Origin of the sequence: Sphingobacterium sp. UT-1RO-CII-1, assembly GCF_026711005.1 — a bacterium.
GTDB lineage: Bacteria > Bacteroidota > Bacteroidia > Sphingobacteriales > Sphingobacteriaceae > Sphingobacterium.
Window position 1 is genome coordinate 118,738 of sequence record NZ_JAPPVJ010000003.1, and the last position, 19,862, is coordinate 138,599.

At 38.2% G+C, this 19,862-nt stretch carries 17 protein-coding genes; 2 read left to right on the plus strand and 15 right to left on the minus strand.

All coding sequences use genetic code 11. The features are described 5' to 3' along the window. The 7 genes from ORI89_RS07995 to ORI89_RS08025 form a co-directional block, all read right to left on the minus strand. Nucleotides 1-813 (minus strand): siderophore-interacting protein, encoded by an 813-nt coding sequence (locus ORI89_RS07995; RefSeq protein ID WP_268229937.1) that lies wholly within the window; start codon nucleotides 811-813, stop codon nucleotides 1-3. A 19-nt stretch (nucleotides 814-832) separates the two neighbouring features. Continuing rightward, on the minus strand, nucleotides 833-1,765 hold the full coding sequence (locus tag ORI89_RS08000) for a siderophore ABC transporter substrate-binding protein (protein ID WP_268229938.1): 933 nt from the start codon (nucleotides 1,763-1,765) through the stop codon (nucleotides 833-835). 3 nt (nucleotides 1,766-1,768) lie between these two features. Next, nucleotides 1,769-2,551 carry an iron ABC transporter ATP-binding protein gene (locus ORI89_RS08005; protein WP_268229939.1) on the minus strand — a complete coding sequence of 261 codons (783 nt, stop codon included), beginning with the start codon at nucleotides 2,549-2,551 and terminating at the stop codon, nucleotides 1,769-1,771. Continuing rightward, nucleotides 2,524-3,477, minus strand: a complete 954-nt coding sequence (locus ORI89_RS08010) for an iron chelate uptake ABC transporter family permease subunit (RefSeq protein WP_326494306.1) — start codon at nucleotides 3,475-3,477, stop codon at nucleotides 2,524-2,526. The genes ORI89_RS08005 and ORI89_RS08010 overlap by 28 nt, the downstream gene beginning before the upstream one ends. After that, nucleotides 3,474-4,439, minus strand: a complete 966-nt coding sequence (locus ORI89_RS08015) for an ABC transporter permease (protein WP_268229940.1) — start codon at nucleotides 4,437-4,439, stop codon at nucleotides 3,474-3,476. The genes ORI89_RS08010 and ORI89_RS08015 overlap by 4 nt, the downstream gene beginning before the upstream one ends. A 126-nt stretch (nucleotides 4,440-4,565) precedes the next feature. After that, nucleotides 4,566-5,609 (minus strand): YncE family protein, encoded by a 1,044-nt coding sequence (locus ORI89_RS08020; protein WP_268229941.1) that lies wholly within the window; start codon nucleotides 5,607-5,609, stop codon nucleotides 4,566-4,568. 25 nt (nucleotides 5,610-5,634) lie between these two features. Continuing rightward, on the minus strand, nucleotides 5,635-6,765 hold the full coding sequence (locus tag ORI89_RS08025; protein ID WP_268229942.1) for an alpha/beta hydrolase: 1,131 nt from the start codon (nucleotides 6,763-6,765) through the stop codon (nucleotides 5,635-5,637). Between the two features lie 145 nt (nucleotides 6,766-6,910). On the opposite strand from ORI89_RS08025, the gene ORI89_RS08030 reads away from it, so the two are divergent. Both ORI89_RS08030 and ORI89_RS08035 read left to right on the plus strand, forming a co-directional pair. Beyond that, nucleotides 6,911-9,304: a TonB-dependent receptor plug domain-containing protein gene (locus ORI89_RS08030; RefSeq protein ID WP_268229943.1), complete on the plus strand. Its 2,394-nt coding sequence runs from the start codon at nucleotides 6,911-6,913 to the stop codon at nucleotides 9,302-9,304. Nucleotides 9,305-9,314: 10 nt separating this feature from the next. Further along, nucleotides 9,315-10,586 carry a hypothetical protein gene (locus tag ORI89_RS08035; protein ID WP_268229944.1) on the plus strand — a complete coding sequence of 424 codons (1,272 nt, stop codon included), beginning with the start codon at nucleotides 9,315-9,317 and terminating at the stop codon, nucleotides 10,584-10,586. 124 nt (nucleotides 10,587-10,710) lie between these two features. Here the strand turns inward: ORI89_RS08035 and ORI89_RS08040 are convergent, their stop codons facing one another. The 8 genes from ORI89_RS08040 to ORI89_RS08075 all read right to left on the minus strand — a co-directional run bounded on the left by ORI89_RS08040 (nucleotide 10,711) and on the right by ORI89_RS08075 (nucleotide 19,726). Beyond that, nucleotides 10,711-11,493: a DUF3050 domain-containing protein gene (locus ORI89_RS08040; protein ID WP_268229945.1), complete on the minus strand. Its 783-nt coding sequence runs from the start codon at nucleotides 11,491-11,493 to the stop codon at nucleotides 10,711-10,713. 54 nt (nucleotides 11,494-11,547) lie between these two features. After that, nucleotides 11,548-11,934 (minus strand): response regulator, encoded by a 387-nt coding sequence (locus tag ORI89_RS08045; protein WP_268229946.1) that lies wholly within the window; start codon nucleotides 11,932-11,934, stop codon nucleotides 11,548-11,550. A 601-nt stretch (nucleotides 11,935-12,535) separates the two neighbouring features. Beyond that, complete coding sequence (locus tag ORI89_RS08050) at nucleotides 12,536-13,495, minus strand: sugar phosphate isomerase/epimerase family protein (protein WP_268229947.1); 960 nt, start codon at nucleotides 13,493-13,495, stop codon at nucleotides 12,536-12,538. Between the two features lie 139 nt (nucleotides 13,496-13,634). Further along, complete coding sequence (locus ORI89_RS08055) at nucleotides 13,635-14,219, minus strand: hypothetical protein (RefSeq protein WP_268229948.1); 585 nt, start codon at nucleotides 14,217-14,219, stop codon at nucleotides 13,635-13,637. Between the two features lie 227 nt (nucleotides 14,220-14,446). After that, nucleotides 14,447-15,910, minus strand: a complete 1,464-nt coding sequence (locus ORI89_RS08060) for a PQQ-dependent sugar dehydrogenase (protein ID WP_268229949.1) — start codon at nucleotides 15,908-15,910, stop codon at nucleotides 14,447-14,449. Next, nucleotides 15,907-16,932: a plastocyanin/azurin family copper-binding protein gene (locus tag ORI89_RS08065; RefSeq protein ID WP_268229950.1), complete on the minus strand. Its 1,026-nt coding sequence runs from the start codon at nucleotides 16,930-16,932 to the stop codon at nucleotides 15,907-15,909. The genes ORI89_RS08060 and ORI89_RS08065 overlap by 4 nt, the downstream gene beginning before the upstream one ends. A gap of 135 nt (nucleotides 16,933-17,067) precedes the next feature. Then, nucleotides 17,068-18,453: a mandelate racemase/muconate lactonizing enzyme family protein gene (locus ORI89_RS08070; RefSeq protein ID WP_268229951.1), complete on the minus strand. Its 1,386-nt coding sequence runs from the start codon at nucleotides 18,451-18,453 to the stop codon at nucleotides 17,068-17,070. Nucleotides 18,454-18,592: 139 nt separating this feature from the next. Continuing rightward, a complete protein-coding gene (locus ORI89_RS08075; protein WP_268229952.1) occupies nucleotides 18,593-19,726 on the minus strand; it encodes a dienelactone hydrolase family protein in 1,134 nt (377 codons plus the stop codon). Between the last annotated feature and the right edge of the window lie 136 nt (nucleotides 19,727-19,862).

Sequence of the window (19,862 nt, forward strand, 5' to 3'; positions counted from 1 at the left end):
CTAACTACTTTTTTCGGCTTGCCTATCTCCTACCGACTTATCTTCAGCTACCCCCGCCTTCCAATAAGAATAAGCGTAAAAATCATCCTTATTCCAGCCTAACTCTGTTCTGAAATAGGCTCTAATTTCTCGCACCGCTCTGTACTCACAAGCTACATAAGCAAAATGTGTGTTGTTTTCTGGCAACACCACCTTTCGAACCGTAGCAGCTAACTCGCTGCCCTCTTCGGGCTGTGGGTTGAATAACCACTGTATTTTAAAGCCTTCGTGCTTTACTTCGGGATGCACATCTTCCAGGGTAGCGACCTCGATAATACAATATCCTTTCGCAGTTTTCGGCAGCCCTTCTAAGATACTCACCAAAACAGGGATGGCAGTAGCATCGCCTACTAAAAGATACTGATCAACAGCAGGACAAAGTTCCGAGGTTCCAAGCTTCATAGCTACGCCTAGTTGATCGCCTGTTACAGCGTTTCGTGCCCAGCTTGAAGCCGGTCCCACATCGCCATGATCGACAAAATCAATGGTTATTTCATTGCGCGCTACATCAATCGCTCGGTGTGTGTACGTACGGACGATTGGCTTCACCGACTCGTCTGGTGCCACCCATTCGCCCAACGCCTCATCATACTTAGCAAAGGCCACGTCCTTCACCCCTGCTGGCGGAATAAAAATCTTATTATTAACACCAATCGTACAATTCGCAAAATCTTGTGTTCCCTCACCATGTAAACGCACACGAACATAATGTGGCGTTATGTATTCTTTATCGACAAGCGTAAAAACATGCTGTCCTACTTTCATTTTTGACATATAAAATTCTTTTTAAACATTAAAACAAAGCGACCACATCATCTAACATCAGATCGACTGATAGCAAGCCACCGCCCGAAATAAACCACACATTAGGATCTAAATAGAATATTTTACCATTCTTAAACGCTTTCGTCTGTTGCAACAAAGGATTTTCGATTTCAGCCTTATTGGACACCTTATCTAATACAACGGCGTTACGATCAATAATAAAAAGGTAGTCGGGGTTTGCTTCAGCGAGCAACTCGTTGGAAATACGCTGCCCATGTACCGATTCATCATTAAACTCCATAACAGGCTTCATACCGAGCACATCGTGAATAAAGCCAAAGCGTGAGCCTTTACCAAAGGCACTAAAACGGCCATTATTATAAATCAGAAACAGTGCTTTGTTCTCATCCTTACTGAATCGTGCTTGTGCATCGGTCATCTTTTTCTCCAGTACCTTCAACTTTTCTACTGCTTCATCCTCCCGATCGACAATCTGCGCGACGATCATCGTATTTCGCTTGAACGAAGGTATATAGTCTTTACTATCTGTACCTACAAAAATAGTAGGTGCAATCTCAGTCAACTCCTCATAAAATCGTTCTTGCCGGGTCGATATCAAAATGACTTCAGGATTTAGTGCTGATATAGCTTCAAAGTCGGGTTTGATAACCGAACCTACGTCGGCAATATTGTCATCATCTTTCAATTCTGATAAATATTCAGGCATATATTTCTTCGGAATACCCACCGGTTTCACACCTAATATATGCATGGTTTCTAATGCACCAATATCCAGCACCACGATGCGAGACGGTTTTTCAGCCACTTCTGTCGATCCGAGCTTATGCTCAATTGTCATTGTTTCACCTGTTATCTCTTTGTTTTCTGCCCCCGTTTGGCAACCTTGCATCAGCAAGAGTAACACAACAAACGACAGCGCCAACTTATTTTTAATACTCATTTTTTATAAATTGAAATAATTACATATTTTCTTACAATTCTTCTCCACTATATCAAACTCAATCTCAAACACATCACGCAGTACACCAGCTTGTATCACTTCGTCGACGTGTCCGCTGTGTTTCAATTCGCCATCCTTTAAGACCATGATATGATCGGAATATTGCGCTGCGAAATTGATCTCATGGATAACAATAATCACCGTTTTCCCCATTTCATCAACCAAGCGTCTCAACATCTTCATCACTTGTACTGAATGTTTCATATCCAAGTTATTCAAGGGTTCATCCAATAGGATATACTCGGTGTCTTGCGCAATAATCATCGCTATAAAGGCACGTTGTTTTTGTCCTCCGCTCAGCTCGTCGATATAGGCGTCCTGCATATCTTCCATATTTGCAAAAGCGATGGCTTCGTCCACCTTCTGCCAATCGGCAGCTTGCAATCGCCCTTTGGCGTAAGGGAAACGCCCCATTGCAACTAAATCTCTCACCTTCAAGCGCAGCTCGGTGTGGTTGGATTGTTTTAGGATAGAGAGTTGTTTAGCTAGATCGGCAGTCTTATACTTTTTCACCTCCATATCACGAAACAGCATTTCGCCACTATCTTCCTGCAACAACCGGCTCATAATAGAAAGCAAGGTACTTTTGCCTGCTCCATTAGGGCCTATCAAGGATGTGATGCGCCCATGTGGAACAGCTCCCGACACTTGCTTCAAAACCTGCTTATTGCCGTAGGTTTTTGTTATATTTCTAAATATTAACTGATACTCTTCCTTGTTTTCCATAATAAAAACATAAAATAAACCCCACCAATAAAGTTGATGATGATGCTAACGGTTGTCGAGAACCCAAATATATGTTCGACAAAGAACTGCCCCAGCAGCAAGGATAAACAAGCAATTAAACTGCTTGCTAGGACCATAAAACGATGTTTGCGCGAGCTAAACAATTCGTAGGTGAGGTTGGCTACCAATATACCGAGAAAGGTAATAGGACCCACCAAAGCCGTAGATATCGAAACTAACAAGGAGATGACCAACATAAAACGGCGGATCAAGCCCCGATAGTTTACCCCAAGATTGATCGCATGATCGCGCCCCAAAGCAATGACGTCAAGGTATTTCAGATACGGAATCACATAAATCAAAGTCAACAGTAGCGTAATACTGGCTATAGCCAATAATTTGGTATTCATCTTAGCAAAAGACACGAACATAAAATTCTGCACAATGGAGAATTCGTTGGGGTCAATCAGTACGTGCAAAAACTGGCTCATGGTCTGAAACAATGCGCCCATGACCATACCTGTCAATAACAGGTAGAACATATTCTTCTGATTCTTACCAAACATCAACATGTACATGAATAAGGAGAAGCCCAACATCAGCACGATGGAGTAAAGGAAATTTTGCTGTTGCGAAATAACCTTAAAAGTCTGGTCGCCATATACGAAAACCAAAAGTGTTTGGAAGAGGATATAGATCGATTCGTACCCCATGATAGAGGGGGTTAGGATACGATTGTTGGTGATAGTTTGGAAAATGACGGACGAAATCGCCACGCTCATCCCTACCACCAACATGGTCGAAAGCCTTATGGCTCTTTTGCTCAACACATAGTCTATATTACCGCTGACATTATAGCCCATAAACAGCACTATAACGACAAGGAGCAACCCCACGAGGATTAAAAACTTTGTCTGCTCTCTCATCGACTACGTTTCATTATGAATAACAAAAACAACAAACCACCAACAACGCCTACAGTCATACCGATAGGTATCTCGTAGGGATGCACCAACAGGCGTCCAAAGATATCGCATATCAACAGGAAGACAGCACCTGCCAAGGCTGTCCAAGGCAGTGCTCGGCGCAAATTATCGCCGACCCATATACTGACCATATTGGGTATAATAAGTCCTAAAAAAGGAATAGCTCCCACCGTAACGACTGAGGCACTTACAATAAGCGCTATGCAGAGCAGACCTAAGCTCACAATTGTCGCATATGAAACGCCTAGGCTTTTTGCAAAGCTTTCGCCCATTCCTGCTATGGTGAACCGATCGGCGTAAAAATACATTAACAATACAGCTGGAAGAATGATGTAGATTGCTTCGTATTGCCCCTGCATAACGGATGAAAAATCGCCCAATAACCATTCCTGTGTGTTTTGCACAATATTATTCTTATAAGCAAAAAAGGTAGAAACAGCGCTCAGTATACTACCGAACATGATACCGACTAAGGGCACAAAAACGGTGTTCCGTAGTTTTATCTTGCTTATAAAAAGTATAAAAACAGAACTCATCACGAAGGTAAATAACAATGCAAACAGCATTTTCACCAGCATTGATGCATGCGGAAATAGCAGTAATGCAAATAGGATACCCATCTTAGCTGCTTCCAAAGCACCCGAAGTAGTGGGCGACACAAATTTATTTTGCGACAGTTGCTGCATCACAAAGCCCGCCACACTTAATCCTGCACCTATTAGGAGTAAGGCTAGTGTGCGTGGCAAACGGCTGATGAGAAATACCAACAACTTATCGCCATCGGTAAATAACTCGCCAAATCGTATATCCTTAACCCCTGTAAACAAAGAAACCCACACGAGCAGTAGGATCACAATAAAGCTAAGTATAGCTACAATAAAATTCTTCTCTCTATCTATCAAAACAATCTCTTCTCTCCTGTAAATATGTTTTTTAGACCTGAACAAAATAGAGCTGCCAGCCGAAGGAAGGCAGTAATACCTCCTTCGAATGACAACTCCCTTGACTAAATAAATGCAAAATAATCACTAATTAATACGGGTCACCGTATCGCCGTTTGTATCCACCACAACAGGCTGTCCCTCTACCGGGCGCCCTCCTTTTGCTTTGTTTATGACATAAGCCTCGCCATTCTTATTGACTTTGACATGGTTCGGATGCGATCCCGTTGGCAAATCAGCTAAAACTTCATAGCTTGTGGCGTCAATAACTGTCGTTGTGCCGGTTTGACGATTGGCCGAATACAAACGATTTTTAACCGCATCATAAGCCACACCAATAGCACCTGCACCTGTAGCAATACTTTTGATCAATTTACCCTCTTTATCCAACACGGTTAAAGTACCTGACTTCTGGTTTGTCACGAAGAGACGATCGCCATCACTAACAATATTAATCGGCGACTCGCCCCCCGATGGGAAGCTTTTCTCTACTTTTTTCGTATTTACATCAATCACCGCTACTGCATTCTCGCCCATATTGGTCACGTAGATCTTGTCTGTGGATCCTGCGAATGTCATTCCTGTGGTTGTTTTTCCTGTATTCGGAATCAGGTGTGAGAATGTATGTGTTTTCCCATCAATCACCCAAATCGAGCTCGGTTCTCCCACATCGCTAATATAAACCAAGTTTTTATCTTCATCAACAATCACCTCACGTGTGTGTGATTTTTCGCCACCATGTGTAATCGTTGCTAAAAGCTTACCTGTCTTTAAATCAACCGCACTAACTGAGTTTGTACGCGTATTCGTTGTATAAACTACCTGCGTTTTATTGTTGATACCAATACCGTAAGGTGGGTTTTTGGTCAAACTGATGCTATCCAAAACAGCTAAACTTTGTGGATCTATCTTATATAAAGCGCCTCCCGGATTTGTTCTTGAGCCAGCACCAGTGACATATAAATGTCCATCTTGGCTAAAAACAGCCTCGTAAACACCACGACCTGCGGCGGACGAGCCGACCACTTCTTGAGCCGAAGCTCCTGTATATCCTAATACAGCCAAGCCTAACAATGCGAAAGCAAGTTTGCTCTTTTTTTTACTGTTTGAATACAATTTCTCAACCATCATATAAGTAAATGTTTAATTAAAACTATTACGCTTCAACCCACCACGGGTAAAAGCGAGAAAAAGCCTTCTGCCAATAGAGTGCTCCGTGCTTCCCTACTGGGTCAATATCTATTTTTAGTTCCGCAACAGTATGCTTACGGAACTGTTCTGTAAAATCAAGCATATCTTGCACCATATTATTTCCTTGCAGTCCGACGTTTTTTCTGATCTCTTTTCCACCTGCATAAAAATAATAGCGTTGTAGGTCGATAAACTGTTTCTTCTGTGAACCCACTCCGGTTAGAGTAGCGAACAACTGCTCTCTACCCGTCCAAATAGATGGCGAAAATACAGCCAGTGTACCAAAAACATCAGGGTATAATAATCCTGCGTATAAACTCAACAGGCCCCCCAACGAACTACCGCCCATTGCTGTAAATGCAGTATCGCTTAAAGTCCTATATTTACGATCAACATAAGGCTTTAATTCGACTACAATATCAGCCAAATAATCCCTTCCTTTTGGTTCGGCGACGCCATCTTTCGGAAATAGCAAATATTCGTTCTCCCGATCGGCATAGGTATCAGGATGTGCCACAGCAACAACAATAGCCTCTGCGGTTGCTTCGTCAATGGTTTCATCAACACGCCACTCAATCGGCCCTGAGCGCCCCACAGCAGTCAGTTCGTCAAACAGATTCTGTCCGTCGTGCATATATATAACCGGATAACGTTTGTCCGAATTTTTATAATCAGCAGGTAGATAAACCCACACCCTACGATGCTGGTTTAAACGAGGAAAGAAAAAAGCCTCGTCCATAAGTTGCACTTGCGAGCTAGCCGTGCTCTCGGGAAATTCATCCCGCCATGCTTCGACCAACAAAGTAACTTCCATATCCCGATCGACATGAACTTCAAAAGGGACAGACAAATCACCATTACGATCCGCTTGCACTGTTTTCCAATCGCCTCGCGTTAGCTTTAATTCCAAGTCACCTTCACAAACATTTTCTAACTCAATATGGAGTTTTTCGCCAGTAACCGGCAGCAGCCCAACAAAATCACGGTTAGGAGACCAAGCGTTAAAGTTGCCAGCCAAGAAACACGGACTACCTACAAAACTTAAGCAGTTATTTACAACCTGAACCTTAACCTTATGTTTTTTACTATGCTCCATATCATATACTAACTATCCTACTCACAAGAATTCTGTTCTAACGAACCGCTAATTTAGATAGATTATAAATAACCTGCAAGAATTATCTGTAATTAATCTAAATAACCATATATTTGCAGCAGAATACGTAGAGAAGAGCAAAACGATGACATTAACAAGACACATTTGCATATATATCCTCACACTTATAAGCACACAGATTGCCTTTGCGCAACAATATAGTGCTATAAGAGGAAGCGTACGCAGCACCGATAACCAACCGATAAGGGACGCCAGCATTCGCTTAGATAATCAAACCACGAAAACTTTACCCGATGGTAGTTTCTTATTTGAAAATGTACCTACTGGACACTACACTATCAGCGTCAGTAGTTTAGGCTATGCAAACCTAGAGCAGAAAATAAGTAAAAATGCAGGCGAGACACTTTTTATCCCCATAACTCTTCTAACGGAGGCGCATTATCTCGAGAGCATCGAGGTGACGGGAAAAACCGAACTACAACTCGCCAAAGAGCAACCTATACGCCCTATTATCATTGATACACGTGCGGCAGTAACACAAGCCACCAACTTGAGTGAGCTGATGAACCGGAGTGCAGGTGTACGCATCCGCCAGAGTGGTGCCGTGGGAGGCAACCCCGAAACCTCTATCAACGGATTTCAAGGCAAGGCTGTGAAATATTTTAAAGATGGTATACCACTGGATTATTTGGGCGATGGTTACAATCTTTCGTCTATGCCGCTAGAAATTTTAAACCGCATTGAAGTATATAAAGGTGTTTTGCCTGTATTCTTAGGTGCCGATGCCCTGGGAGGCGCAGTGAACCTCGTAACTGAAAAAAGAAACTCGCCGCAGCTTCATCTGAATTACGAGATCGGATCTTTCAACACACATCGCGTGGGCTTGATCGGCTCGAACCAATCAGCCGACCAAAAATGGGCTTACGGGGCTGAACTTTTCTTCAACCACTCGGATAATGACTACAAGGCTTTGGTCGGCATCCCCGATCCAGAGACAAAAAACTTAGTCAAGCAGCGAGTGCCCTTATTTCATAACGCTTTTCGTAGTTATTTTGGAGAAGGATATATCAGCATGCAAAATCGCAGTTGGGCCGACGAACTACGCTTTGCGGTAACAGCATTTTCTATTAATAAAGAGCAACAGCACCCTGCCCTGATGACAGAAGCATACGGCGCTGTACGCGCCACGCAAAACACGATAGCACCGAGCCTCCGCTATAAAAAGACAATTATGGACGGCCGATTGGCTTTTGACCAATTTATATCTTACAACAACTTAGAATCACAGCGTATTGACACTTTGATGGGGTCGTATGATTGGTACGGTAATTTTACTCCAAAATCTAGTCGGGGCGAATCACGTCTACCTTCACAATCAAAGGTAAATGAAAAACAAATTGTAGCCCGAAGCGGTATCAATTACCAACTTAATGGCTCGACAAAACTTAACTTAAATTATGTTTTTACCGATGCCAAACGCAAAGGAGAAGATCCTTATGGCGCACGGTTTGACGGCACGGATATAGATGTGTTGAGTATAGAGTCATCCTATCAAAAACACGTATTGGGTTTAGGCTTTGATAAGTATTTCTTAAAGGAGCGTTTACACAACCAAACGATAGCCAAGTTTTATCACTATCGTGCGGCAGGGTTGAATAATACGTGGTTTTCGACAACAGTCACCGACAAAGACAAGCGTAAAGAGTCGGGCAGTTATTGGGGTATAGCCGAAGCTTTAAAATATAAGCTTGACCACAATTCAAGCCTACGCCTATCGGCAGAATACACGTATAGAATGCCCGAACGCGAAGAGCTTTTCGGAAATAACGTATTTGTTGTACCCAACTTTGAGCTCAGCCCTGAAAAGAGCACCAACTTGTCGCTAGGCTATCAAAGCAGGTATTTCGACAAGTTAGCCGTTGAAGTAAACGGATTCTACAGGCACACAAAAGGATTAATTTTGCTCGTGCCTATTCAGGCACCTAATGCCCAATATCAAAACCAAGAAAACGTCAGAGGTTTTGGTTTTGACCTTGACCTGAGTTATCAGCTAGCACGAAACTACCGCATCAACGCCAACGCTACTTGGCAAGATTTACGTATATTCGGCATAACAGCAGCCCAGGATGCTTGGAAAAACGATGCGCGGCTGCGAAACACACCTTATTTCTTCGCTAATGCGGGTTTGCAAGCCGACTATCATTTGTTTTCTAAAAACGATCTGTTGAACGTTTTTATAAACTATAACTTTCTTCGTGAGTTTTATTTAGAAACGATTCCGAAAGCTGCCGAAGCAGGTGGCTTCTTAGGTCTATCGGGTAGCGCCAATCTGAACTCTGATTTGGTTATTCCCGATCAACATATGCTACACGCTGGCTTTACTTACAAACTGCCTTCTGGACGGGTTAATATTGGTGCAGAGGTGCGCAACCTACTCGATAAAGATTTATTCGACTACTACCGCATACAGCGTCCAGGTCGCAGCTTTCACCTTAAATTAAGTTATAACATACTATAAAATAACGATCATGAATATTTCAAAATTAAAAACAGGACTCTTTGCTCTGGGTTTAGGTTTAACGTTTACTGCCTGTAGCAACAAGGATACTCCACAACCTGAACCAACAGAAACAACAAAAGACAAGTATGTGTTAATCACAATGTCGGATAACAACTTAAACAAACCAGGATTTGCAACTGCATTTGATGAACTACCCAATGGCAATATCGTCAATAATTCTTCCGAAAGTACTCAAGGTCTGGGCTTTGGCGGCTGGAGACCGTATGGCAACTGGCTATTTAAAATGTTCAAGACAAGTGACAATTCATTAGGAATAGAAAGATTAGACGTTGCTCTAAACGGTAAAATTAGTTCTGGCGGCTTTATTTCCACAGACAAGACAAACGGGTCAGGCAACTTTGTTATCGTAGATGACAATAAGGGCTTTTATTGGGATGGAAGCAAACCGACAGAAATACAAATATTTAATCCAACTAAACTAGAAAGATCAAGTAGCATAGATTTTACAGATGTAATCAACAAAATAGGTAAAGATGAAGAAAACATTAAGTTTCGTGCAATTGGTCAGAAATTCTTAGCGGTAAAAGATGGTAAGTTATTCGCTAATATTACTTATGCCACAACAGATGGAACACAAAAAGGCTTTTGGGATGACTTTTATCCCGATGTGTATATTGCTGTAATAGATATTGCAACAGGAAAACATGAAAAAACTATAAAAATTGAAGACACTGGTGCTATCGCTTATGTAAACGACAACCAAATGTATGATTTTGATAGCAATGGCGACCTGTATATCGTGACGCAAGGCACATCCGAAAAGGGTACAGGAGGTAATTCAAAAATATCACGTATCAAAGCCAAGGAAACAGAGATCGACAAAGACTGGAGCTTGAATATGGATGACATCCAAGTAGGCGGAAAATTTGTATCGGTATTTGCAAAAGATGGCAAAATAATAACCGTTATCCCGAACACAGCATTAACAGGAGGCCCAACAGGTAACATCAACTTTAGTAATATTTGGGAATTCTACAGTATTGATATCGCTACTAAAAAACGTACTAAAATTGAAGGTGTGCCAATCACAACAAACCCAGGAGCAGCTATGGCAGCTATTGAGATAGACGGCAAGATATTACTACGTGTTAACACCGAGAAAGGTGTAGAAAATGGCTATTACGAGTTGAATAAAGAAGGTACGAGCGCTAAGCAACTTTTCCAAGTTACGGCAGGCGGCTCGGTATCGGGGTTATATAAAATAAAAGTCACTAATTAAGCGAGTATATTCCTCAGAAAACAATATATTTTTCAATAAAGAAGCGGTTTATGAAAACCGCTTCTTTATTGAAAAATTATAATAATATTATTAAAATATACTTACCTTTTATCACTAGTAAATATTATTCATTCCCCATCAACTGCAACTTATCATCTATAGCATTCCAAAGCTCGACACGAACTTCTAAAGCTCTTAAAGCTACTTCTTCCACCTCTTTCCATTTGTTTTCATCATTACCGACCAGCTCTAAAATCATCTTCATTGCTAAAGGTCCGTGCTCGTCTCCATCCAATTCTATATGTCTCTGAAAATAATAGATAAATTTCGATAGCTTTCCTTCAGGCAATCTATCTTTTAATGAGGTCAAAATACTCGAGAACATATCCGGGATCAAGTTTTCTCTTCCAAATGTAAAGGCTGCTGCAATTTTATGCGGTTGTCCTTCTTCAATAATGGCAAAGGTAAATTTCAAAAATTGCCTAACCCGCTCATCTAAATAAATAGTATCTAATACTTCATATAAGTCATCCCCATGTTTCAGTCGATCAACAAGATTACAGATTGGATTTATTTCCGCTCCCAACTCTTGCATCGCTTCTAAATACATTTCAAAATGACTTAGGTGTCTGCCATCGATAAACTCATCCGACTCTTCTGCCAATACAATTTCATTTATTAAATGACGAATATCAGACGAATAACTGGGGATCCATGGTGTTTTAACACACGTAAGTTCATATTGTAATGCTTTTAAAAGTGACATAAAGTCCCATACAGCATAGACATGAAATTCAGTAAAAACACAGAGCCCTTCAATATTACAAATTCTTTTATAGGCAGAGTGCCTCAAAAGAATATTGCGTTGCGATTCAATTCGTTTATTTATCTTTTCTATTTTATTCATAGGGCAAAAGTAGAACATTATGAATAAAATAGAAAAAATACAGTATTGGCTAGTTTAAACTAGTGACTTTTGCTTTCTAATATCTTCTAACAAAGCTTCTAGTTGATCTTTAGCATATATTTTAAAAGCTCCTGCTTCCAACATAGACTCCCTTTCCATATCATCCGAAGATGAAGTAAATCCATATACTTTAATGTCCGGATACCTTTTCATCAACTTTCTTGTGGTAGCAATACCATTTAAATAAGGCATATGAATATCAACAATACCAATTTCAGGAATTAACGCATTATTTTCAAGAGAGTTCAAAAGCTCCTGTCCATTTTTTTCCATAGAAAGAAAATCGAAATCAGGATAAGACTTTGTTAAGCTTCTCAGAACAAAATGGTTAATTTCAGAATCATCTACAAAAACAACTTTTACATGTTTTCTTTCGACCATAATAGTTATATTTTTAGTGGTTAGCCAATAGCTAAAATAATATTTTCCTTGAAATAATAAAACAAACACAGCTTTTTTATTTTTTCAAGCTAATTTTATTCTAAATAGTAAGCTATGCATCTCTTAAACTTTCTTACACCAAAAATCGAAAGTCATGAATAAGTGTTATTGGATATCTTGGTTTTTTAAAATGACATGCAACAAAGTAAATAACATGGAAAGGGTAATATTTCACCAAAACTAGCAGAAACAGTTTTTGGTAGAATATTACCCTGCTTAAGATATATCTTATTAAGATTAAAAGATCTGAAATAAGTCTTTAAATTCGATCTCGCTTATTTTTATGTTTTTTAATATTATTTCTTTTGATTGCTATGCGGCCCTGTTAGCCTCCCCTACAATCTTATTGCTATTTTTTTCTCCAAATAATAGCATCTGTTTTTCTAAGACGACCCTTAACTCTTTTAAAAATAGGTTAAATATAAAGTCGTTTATATAGACCTGATGATTAAACTATTATCCGTTATTTTTTATAACACATTCGTTTTCTCTACTTTCATATATCAAATGTGTTTTCATAGTACACTATCTCAAGTAAGTCTTAACCATTAAATGCTTTTTTAAGCAATTCTAAGCTTTTAGGAACAGCTGTATCGGGGTTTTCATGCCCTTCCATTTCTAAAGACACATAGCCTTTGAACCCCTGTTCACGAGCTATTTTACCCAAACGTTGGTAGTCTAAATCCAAATCATAGTAAACCCCTCCACCGTAGTAGGTTTTTGCTTGAATGATATTAGCATATTTCACCAATCGTTCAAACTGTGGGTAGGGGTCTCCAACATAATTGCCCGTATCTAAATTTAATCCCATAGAGGGATTATCCTTCAAAGCCATATAAATGCGTTCTAAATAATCAATATTGGACGATAACCCCCAATGGTTTTCGATAGCTAAGATTACACCTTCTCTTTCTGCATCTATCAAACACTCAGCAAGACCATCTATACACCATTTTATCGCATCTTCATCTGTATAGCCTGGCAATGGTGTTTCCTTACCTGTCTGATAATAATCAGGAGCCGATCGACCTGTCCCCCAGCTTCCGGTATTCATACGAATACATGGGATCCCCATCTGTACAGCAAGTTGAATACATCTTTTAGTATGTTCAATATCTTTTTTTCTAGCTTCCAGGTCAGGCTTGACAAAGCTTTGATGGATAGATAGCATGGGGAGTGCTAAGCCTGCATCAAAAGCCAAACGTTTTAGTTTATTCATATAGGTCTTTTCTTCACTTTCCATCTGTCGGTGCAATATTTCCACTCCATCAAACCCAAGTTTAGAAGCATTGTCAATGACTTTTTCAATCGGATATTTTATTTTATCAAAGTGCCAATAAGAATAGCTTGATACGGCAAATCGTATAGGTGGTGTGTATTTGTTCTGAACAGATTTTTCAGGTTTTTGACTTGCTAACAAAGTTTCAGCTCCCATAGAAGCCAGCCCCAATAACGCTGTCCCTTTTAACCATCCGCGTCTTGATAATTTAGTCTTTTCCATACAATTGATCATTTTTATAGTTTATAATGAAGTTACTCTACTCATTACTCGTAAAGTATTATCGCGAAAACGAAACCAGCCCCAATTATTTTTAATATACTGCTAAACTAGATTTCTGTTCATATCCAAATATAATAATTTAAAAAAGTTTTAATTGCTCATTAGCAGAGCCTGGCAATCTTTTATTACCAAACTTAATCTCAAAAGTCTCATAATTTTCGGGAAATTCTAATTGATTTACTTTTAAAAATATGCTCTCGCAAAAAAACTCAAAATCCACAACTTTCAGCTCGGCCATTGATCTTATTTTTGAAATATTATCAACAGAAAACTTTTCTTCTAAAAACAAATAAAGATCATACCGATTCATATCAACCTTTAATCTACTTAATATAGAATTAATTTTTCTAATTTTTTCTAGTAAATAGGCTCTTGACTGACTTGTAGGAATAAAAGCAAGTTTACCAGTAGATTCAAAAAAAGCATAATCGTCAAAATAAACATATTGGGAAGAATCATGGCTAAATACTTTCAAAAGCTCTTCCTTGAACAAGTCTACCATATGATCTTGTAAAAAAAAGTCACAAACTTTAAGCTCTAGTTCATTATGTAAATTATCTACCTTCATTTCGAGACTATCTAACAAAGCCTTTCTTAGTCCATTAACTTGTTCTAGAGCATCCTTACAGAGTTTAAAAGAAATAGAAATCAATATTTCAGCCATACAACATGTATTATAATTTTACTAACAAGATAACAAATTATAATGTTTATAAGTACGCTTAAGAAACGTCCTATTTAATTGTTTTTGTCGAAAATCTGTATTTTTCTTTTAAACGCTATGCTAATAAAAAAGGAGCTTTAAAGCTCCTTTTTTAAATATCTAACAAATTATAATGTTTTTGTTTTTTAACAAAACTTTTTATCAATGTATCTAGCTATTATCCGATATTACCTCAGTTCATTTACAGTATATGTAATAATTTTATTATGAAGCGAGTCTCGTTTATTTTTTGAAAACAAAGAATCTAATTGTATTTCATAAACAAAACCTTTTTGCATACTCTCAAAGTCTAAAAAAACTTCATTACCTTTAATAAGAATGTCCTGTACCTTGACTTTATGTAAATCTATCTGTTCTGAGCCATATTTTTCATGATAATGATACCTATATCTCTTAACTTGAACTAATGAATCAAGATTAACATTCCTAATTTTTTCGGTAAAAGTAAGTTTAAAACCCTTACTAAGTAAAGAAACATCTTTAACATCAAACATCCTACGTTTTGAGAAGGATATTTTCTGAATTCCCCGGTCCCCTAGCCAACCATGATCAGATTGACCTACCCAAAGACTACCATCAGGTCCAAAAGCCAAACGATTATTCCCCTTTCTTAACCCTTCTCCATCAATAAATGGTGTTACAGCTCCTTGTATAATTCCATTCACTTCTTCCGGTATAACCCGCACCAAGCGCTCTTGATTCATTTCTCCTACAATAAATTGTCCTTCAAAATCTTTTAAATAATCGTTATTTTTAATTAATACTGGCTGTGTTGGGGAATTTGCAATAACATTATGTGGAAATATAATCATAGGTTTCTTTCGCAAAGAATCTAGTACATCGACAGAAAGTTCAAATGGGTTCCCTTGATTCCATCCCTCAGTCCATATTAAACTTGCAGGTTGTCCATAAAACCCTCCTTTTTCAACATAGTACAATGGGCTTGAAGCGACCCAGTCACCTTGATTATCTGTAACGTATAGCCTGTCCTTACTATCTATAAGTAAACCGTTAGGGGATCTAAATCCCGATGCATATGGAATAACTTGTCCTTGTTTAGTTAGTTGTATAACCCAGCCCCTATAAGGAACGACTGAAAACATTCCCCCTCTCTTACTCTTACCATCCATGTTTAATTTCCCCCGAACAATTTTAGAAATTCCTCCTCCCGAAGAAGATGCATTCAACGCTATATACAAGTTACCTTTACTATCTCGGACAGGTCCATAAGTAAATTCATGATAATTCCCAGTCAATCCGTAACCATCATAAACAGTCTCAAAATAATCTGCCGTTCCATCTCCATCTGTATCTTTAACTCTAGTTAATTCAGGCAGTTGCATAACCAGTACCGAAGTAGAATCTTCGACTAAAATGCCTAATGGCTCATGTAAACCTCGTGCAAAAAGTTTCCATTCCTTACTTTCAGGATTATAAATCATAATTTCGCCCCTCATAAAAGAGGCAACTAACTTACCATCTGGCATAAAATCAAGTGCTCCCACTTCTGCAGTAAGGCCATCAGGCATTTCCACATCTTCAATAGTATAAGGGGACAAATATGATAAGTTTTCCACATCATTCTTACATGATACAAATAGGAACACAACAATCAAATATAAATATCTCATTTTTCAAGCTTTAGTAAAACAGAAAAACTTTGTGCATCTTCTGCCTTCATTTCAATTTTATTGCCAACGAGTTTTTTGCCTTTATAAAAATATTCAACCTTTGGTGTAGCTGTATAATTAAAATATACATTCTGTTCTAACCCTAGAATTCGAAACTCTCTTAATAGAGCTTGTCCGTGCTCTACATCTTTAATAGTTTCATATATATCTACATCATCAAGTGTATAATGAAGTTCTAAATATCCCCCTTTAACAATCTTATAACCTTTAAAAGCGACTTTGTTCTTTACATTATTTCCTATAATTTCTATCGGAACTTGAACCTTTTCATTATAAAAAACATTTCCTAATATTTTAGATCTTGCATCTTTATGCCCTTTCCATATGTCTGTATTGTCCACAAAATCACCTTCCCATACAAGCACCAATTTACAACTACTAGCATCCCAACAATAAGACAATCTATGAGGTAAGTGCATTATAATGGCAGCTGGGCTCACCCCTTCTATATAAGTTCGGTAATAATAAGGAGGTTTTAGTGAAAAAGGATGAGCTACAGTTGCAGTCTTTTCAACAGTTCTTCTACTTTCAGGAATATTCCCATCAATTGTTATATCAGGCATTGATGCCTGATTACTCACATACATAGCTCCGTACATAATCGTTCCATGTCCAGGAACGGTACAGACATAAGGATATATACCTTCTTTATCAGGAGCAACAAACTCTAATATTTTACTTTCTTTGCCTTGTAAAATAGGCAAAGCCCATAATACATCTTCTGTTGCGGGGTTATAATTCTTATTATGCCCATCACTTCCCAACCTATTTGCTTTTGCAACAACACGTTCGCGACTACCTGGTAATAAAATCAATAAATTATGATCCATATCATCGGTATTGGTAAACGAAATTTTCACTTTCTGCTTTGGTTTCACATGAAATCTCACTTTATCAAATTGCAAACCTGGCAGAACGCTTAATTCTATTGTAGCTTTATTTTCATTAGATTGCGAAAACAAAAAACTAGTGTTAATACAGCAGGCACACAGTATAAGAAAAAAAACCTTCCACTCATTGATTTTCAAAACATTTTGAAAAAATATTTTAAGCGGTCTCTTATCCAGAAGAATCATAATTAATGATTTAAATTAACACTATTTCTTAAAAAATTGTTGATAATAAGACGACGTATCAAAGATCCCTCCGCTAGATGCGTAAAAATCATCATCAAGTTCAAAAACCCCTTGTTTGACTTTTGTCCATTCTGCTCCTGACATAGGATGTTTTCCAAACATATCGTCCCAATTAATATAATTCATATCTCCGTTAGTTTCCATCATCCCCATACCTAATTGAGGAAATGGCGCAATACTTCCTGCGATGTTTTTGTTCCAATCAATTAAAATGGGGTTCACTGTCAAATCTGCACATAAACAAGGAATACCATGATCATTCGCCACCTTAGCAATTTGAGCTGTTAAACTTAAAGTTTTTGCTATCCCTTTCAATACAAAAGCGCTATAACCAAGTTTTATCTTTCGCATAGCGTCTTCCACTGTATGTATGCTTTCATCCGCTGCAATCATCACCCCAATGTCTGAAACATCTTCGTTGTTTGATTCTACAAAAGGCTCTTCATACAGTAAAATATGCTCAAATGCACCTATTTTTTTCGCATGATCCAAGTATCTATTTAAACGTTCTTTCGTATCATACCGGGCATTGGCATCCATAGTATAATAAACTTTGCCATTCAGAGTCTGCGAAGTCCTTACTCCTTTTAAAACATTATGAACCTCGGTAAGTCTCTTACAATCCTTTACTAACATTTCTTCCTGACTACCAGGTGCACCAGTTTTGAATTTAAATATAAAGTAACCATTGTCCGCCGCTTTCTCAATGTCTTCAATTTTCATATCATAAGGTATCTGGTACATAATAGCTACCTTTTGATTTTTATAGGAAAAAGTATCTTTATACTTTTCGGGAAATAGATCATAAAAAGTCGACAGTTTGTTTTCTTTTGCGTACAACATCCACAATGCGTTATCAACACTCACACAAGCATTATACACAAAATTAATATTGAGATCAGACCTATTTGTAATCTGTTTAGCTTTGTGGTATAATTCTGGTATAATTAACTCCAATGTATCCATGGGGTTTGTGATTTTCATCTTTGACAATATCGCTAATGCTTGATTTGTTAAAGCAAACATAATAGCGTTACCGTTGGCTTCAGTATGTTCTTCAAAAATATTGGGATCTCCATATAAAACACTTTGAGTCCCTAAACCAATACTATGCATCCCCGTCTCACTACTTAACATCACAGCTACCTGCCATAATTCTGTAAGGTACCCACCTTTCAGACCTAAAGGAATCCTTAACTTCTCTCTCTCAAAATCACTATCAAATTTTCTAATTCTAATTTCTATTTCTTCTTCCATGTCTGTTTCAAAAAAAGATTCTTTATGACCAACAACATTTATAAACCCATAAACTAAAGCACTACTTTTTATAAATTTCCTTCTATTCATAATTAGATTCATACAACTACCTAGTAAATACAAACTTTCCTAAACCTAACAACGAAAATTCACAAAATATTTAGCGAATCACTTAAGATAATACAAAGTAGATAAAACATATTTTCACCTCATTAAAATATATACCACGTTAATTCTTCAACCACTTTTGAAAGAATTTCACTCCTGGTTCAACAATAGCTTCATGACCACCTTCATGCATAATCATCTCAATTCTATCTTCTATTCCAAGCTTTTTATAATGTTGGGCTGCACGTTCATACTCTTCCATCACTTGTGGCCAGTAGGCTATTTGATCTTTTTTACCGTGTTGTATCTGTAGGGGACGTGGTGCAATCAAAGACACAACATCATCATCTCTAAACTCATCCAGCCAGCCAGTCATATATACATAATCTTCTTTAGTGCCAATAAAACTGGTATATCTTTTATCAGGAACAATCATTTTATTCAATCTTTCGTTAAACCAAGCTGAAACAATTGATGCTTTAATACGTGGTTCAAGCGGTGTCCAAAACATAGTAGCCATTCCGCCCAAAGATATTCCCCACATACCAACTCGCTCGGAGTCAATACGTGGATCTTGGAGTGCTAAATCAAGAAGAAACTGCATCCTAACAAGCTCAACGCCCGGTATACTGGTTTTAGCAAGCCTTGCATACCTTTCAATATTATTCCGTCGCTCTATGGAACGTAAATTTAACGGAGATAATACTGCAAAACCGGCTTCAACTAAAGCTTTTGCATAAGCGTGATAATTCTTCCCATTCTCAAATGGGGTTTCCGATCCGCTACCAATACCATGTTGCGCTATAATTATAGGCACTGGTTTTTCTTTAGACGCCCCATTGGGAAGTGCCAACATTCCTTCTGCATAAATTCCACCTAACGGGATACGAATCCATTCTCCCTCAACGCCATTAACGACATAGGGGGTGCGCTCAGGCGATCCACTTTGTTTTAATAGAGGTGGTTTAATGACCTCTTCCCACCTACGCCTATTAGCTTCAACACTTCTTAAAAAACTTCCAATATTTGTGTAGTCTCTATTCCATTTTATTGATGCACGTTCTTTATATCCATTGATAATCTCATTTGTGAAGTAATCTGACAGCTGCTTTTCATACCGATCTATTCGTTTATCGTCTTCTTCCTGAGTAAGTGTTTTTTCCTGAGCTAAAAGAACTACACTAAAACTAAACAAAGCAATAAAAGTTAAGCAATATCCTTTGGTGAATAAGCTAGTAAGTTGATTTCCTTTCATATTTGTATAATCATTCTTTTTTTGTATTCTATCGAATATTCATCTGCAATAAGATTGCTGTATTTCATACTTGCTCTAAAAAATGTTCTTTATAACCAACAACATTTAAAAGCCCATAAATTAAAACACTACTTTT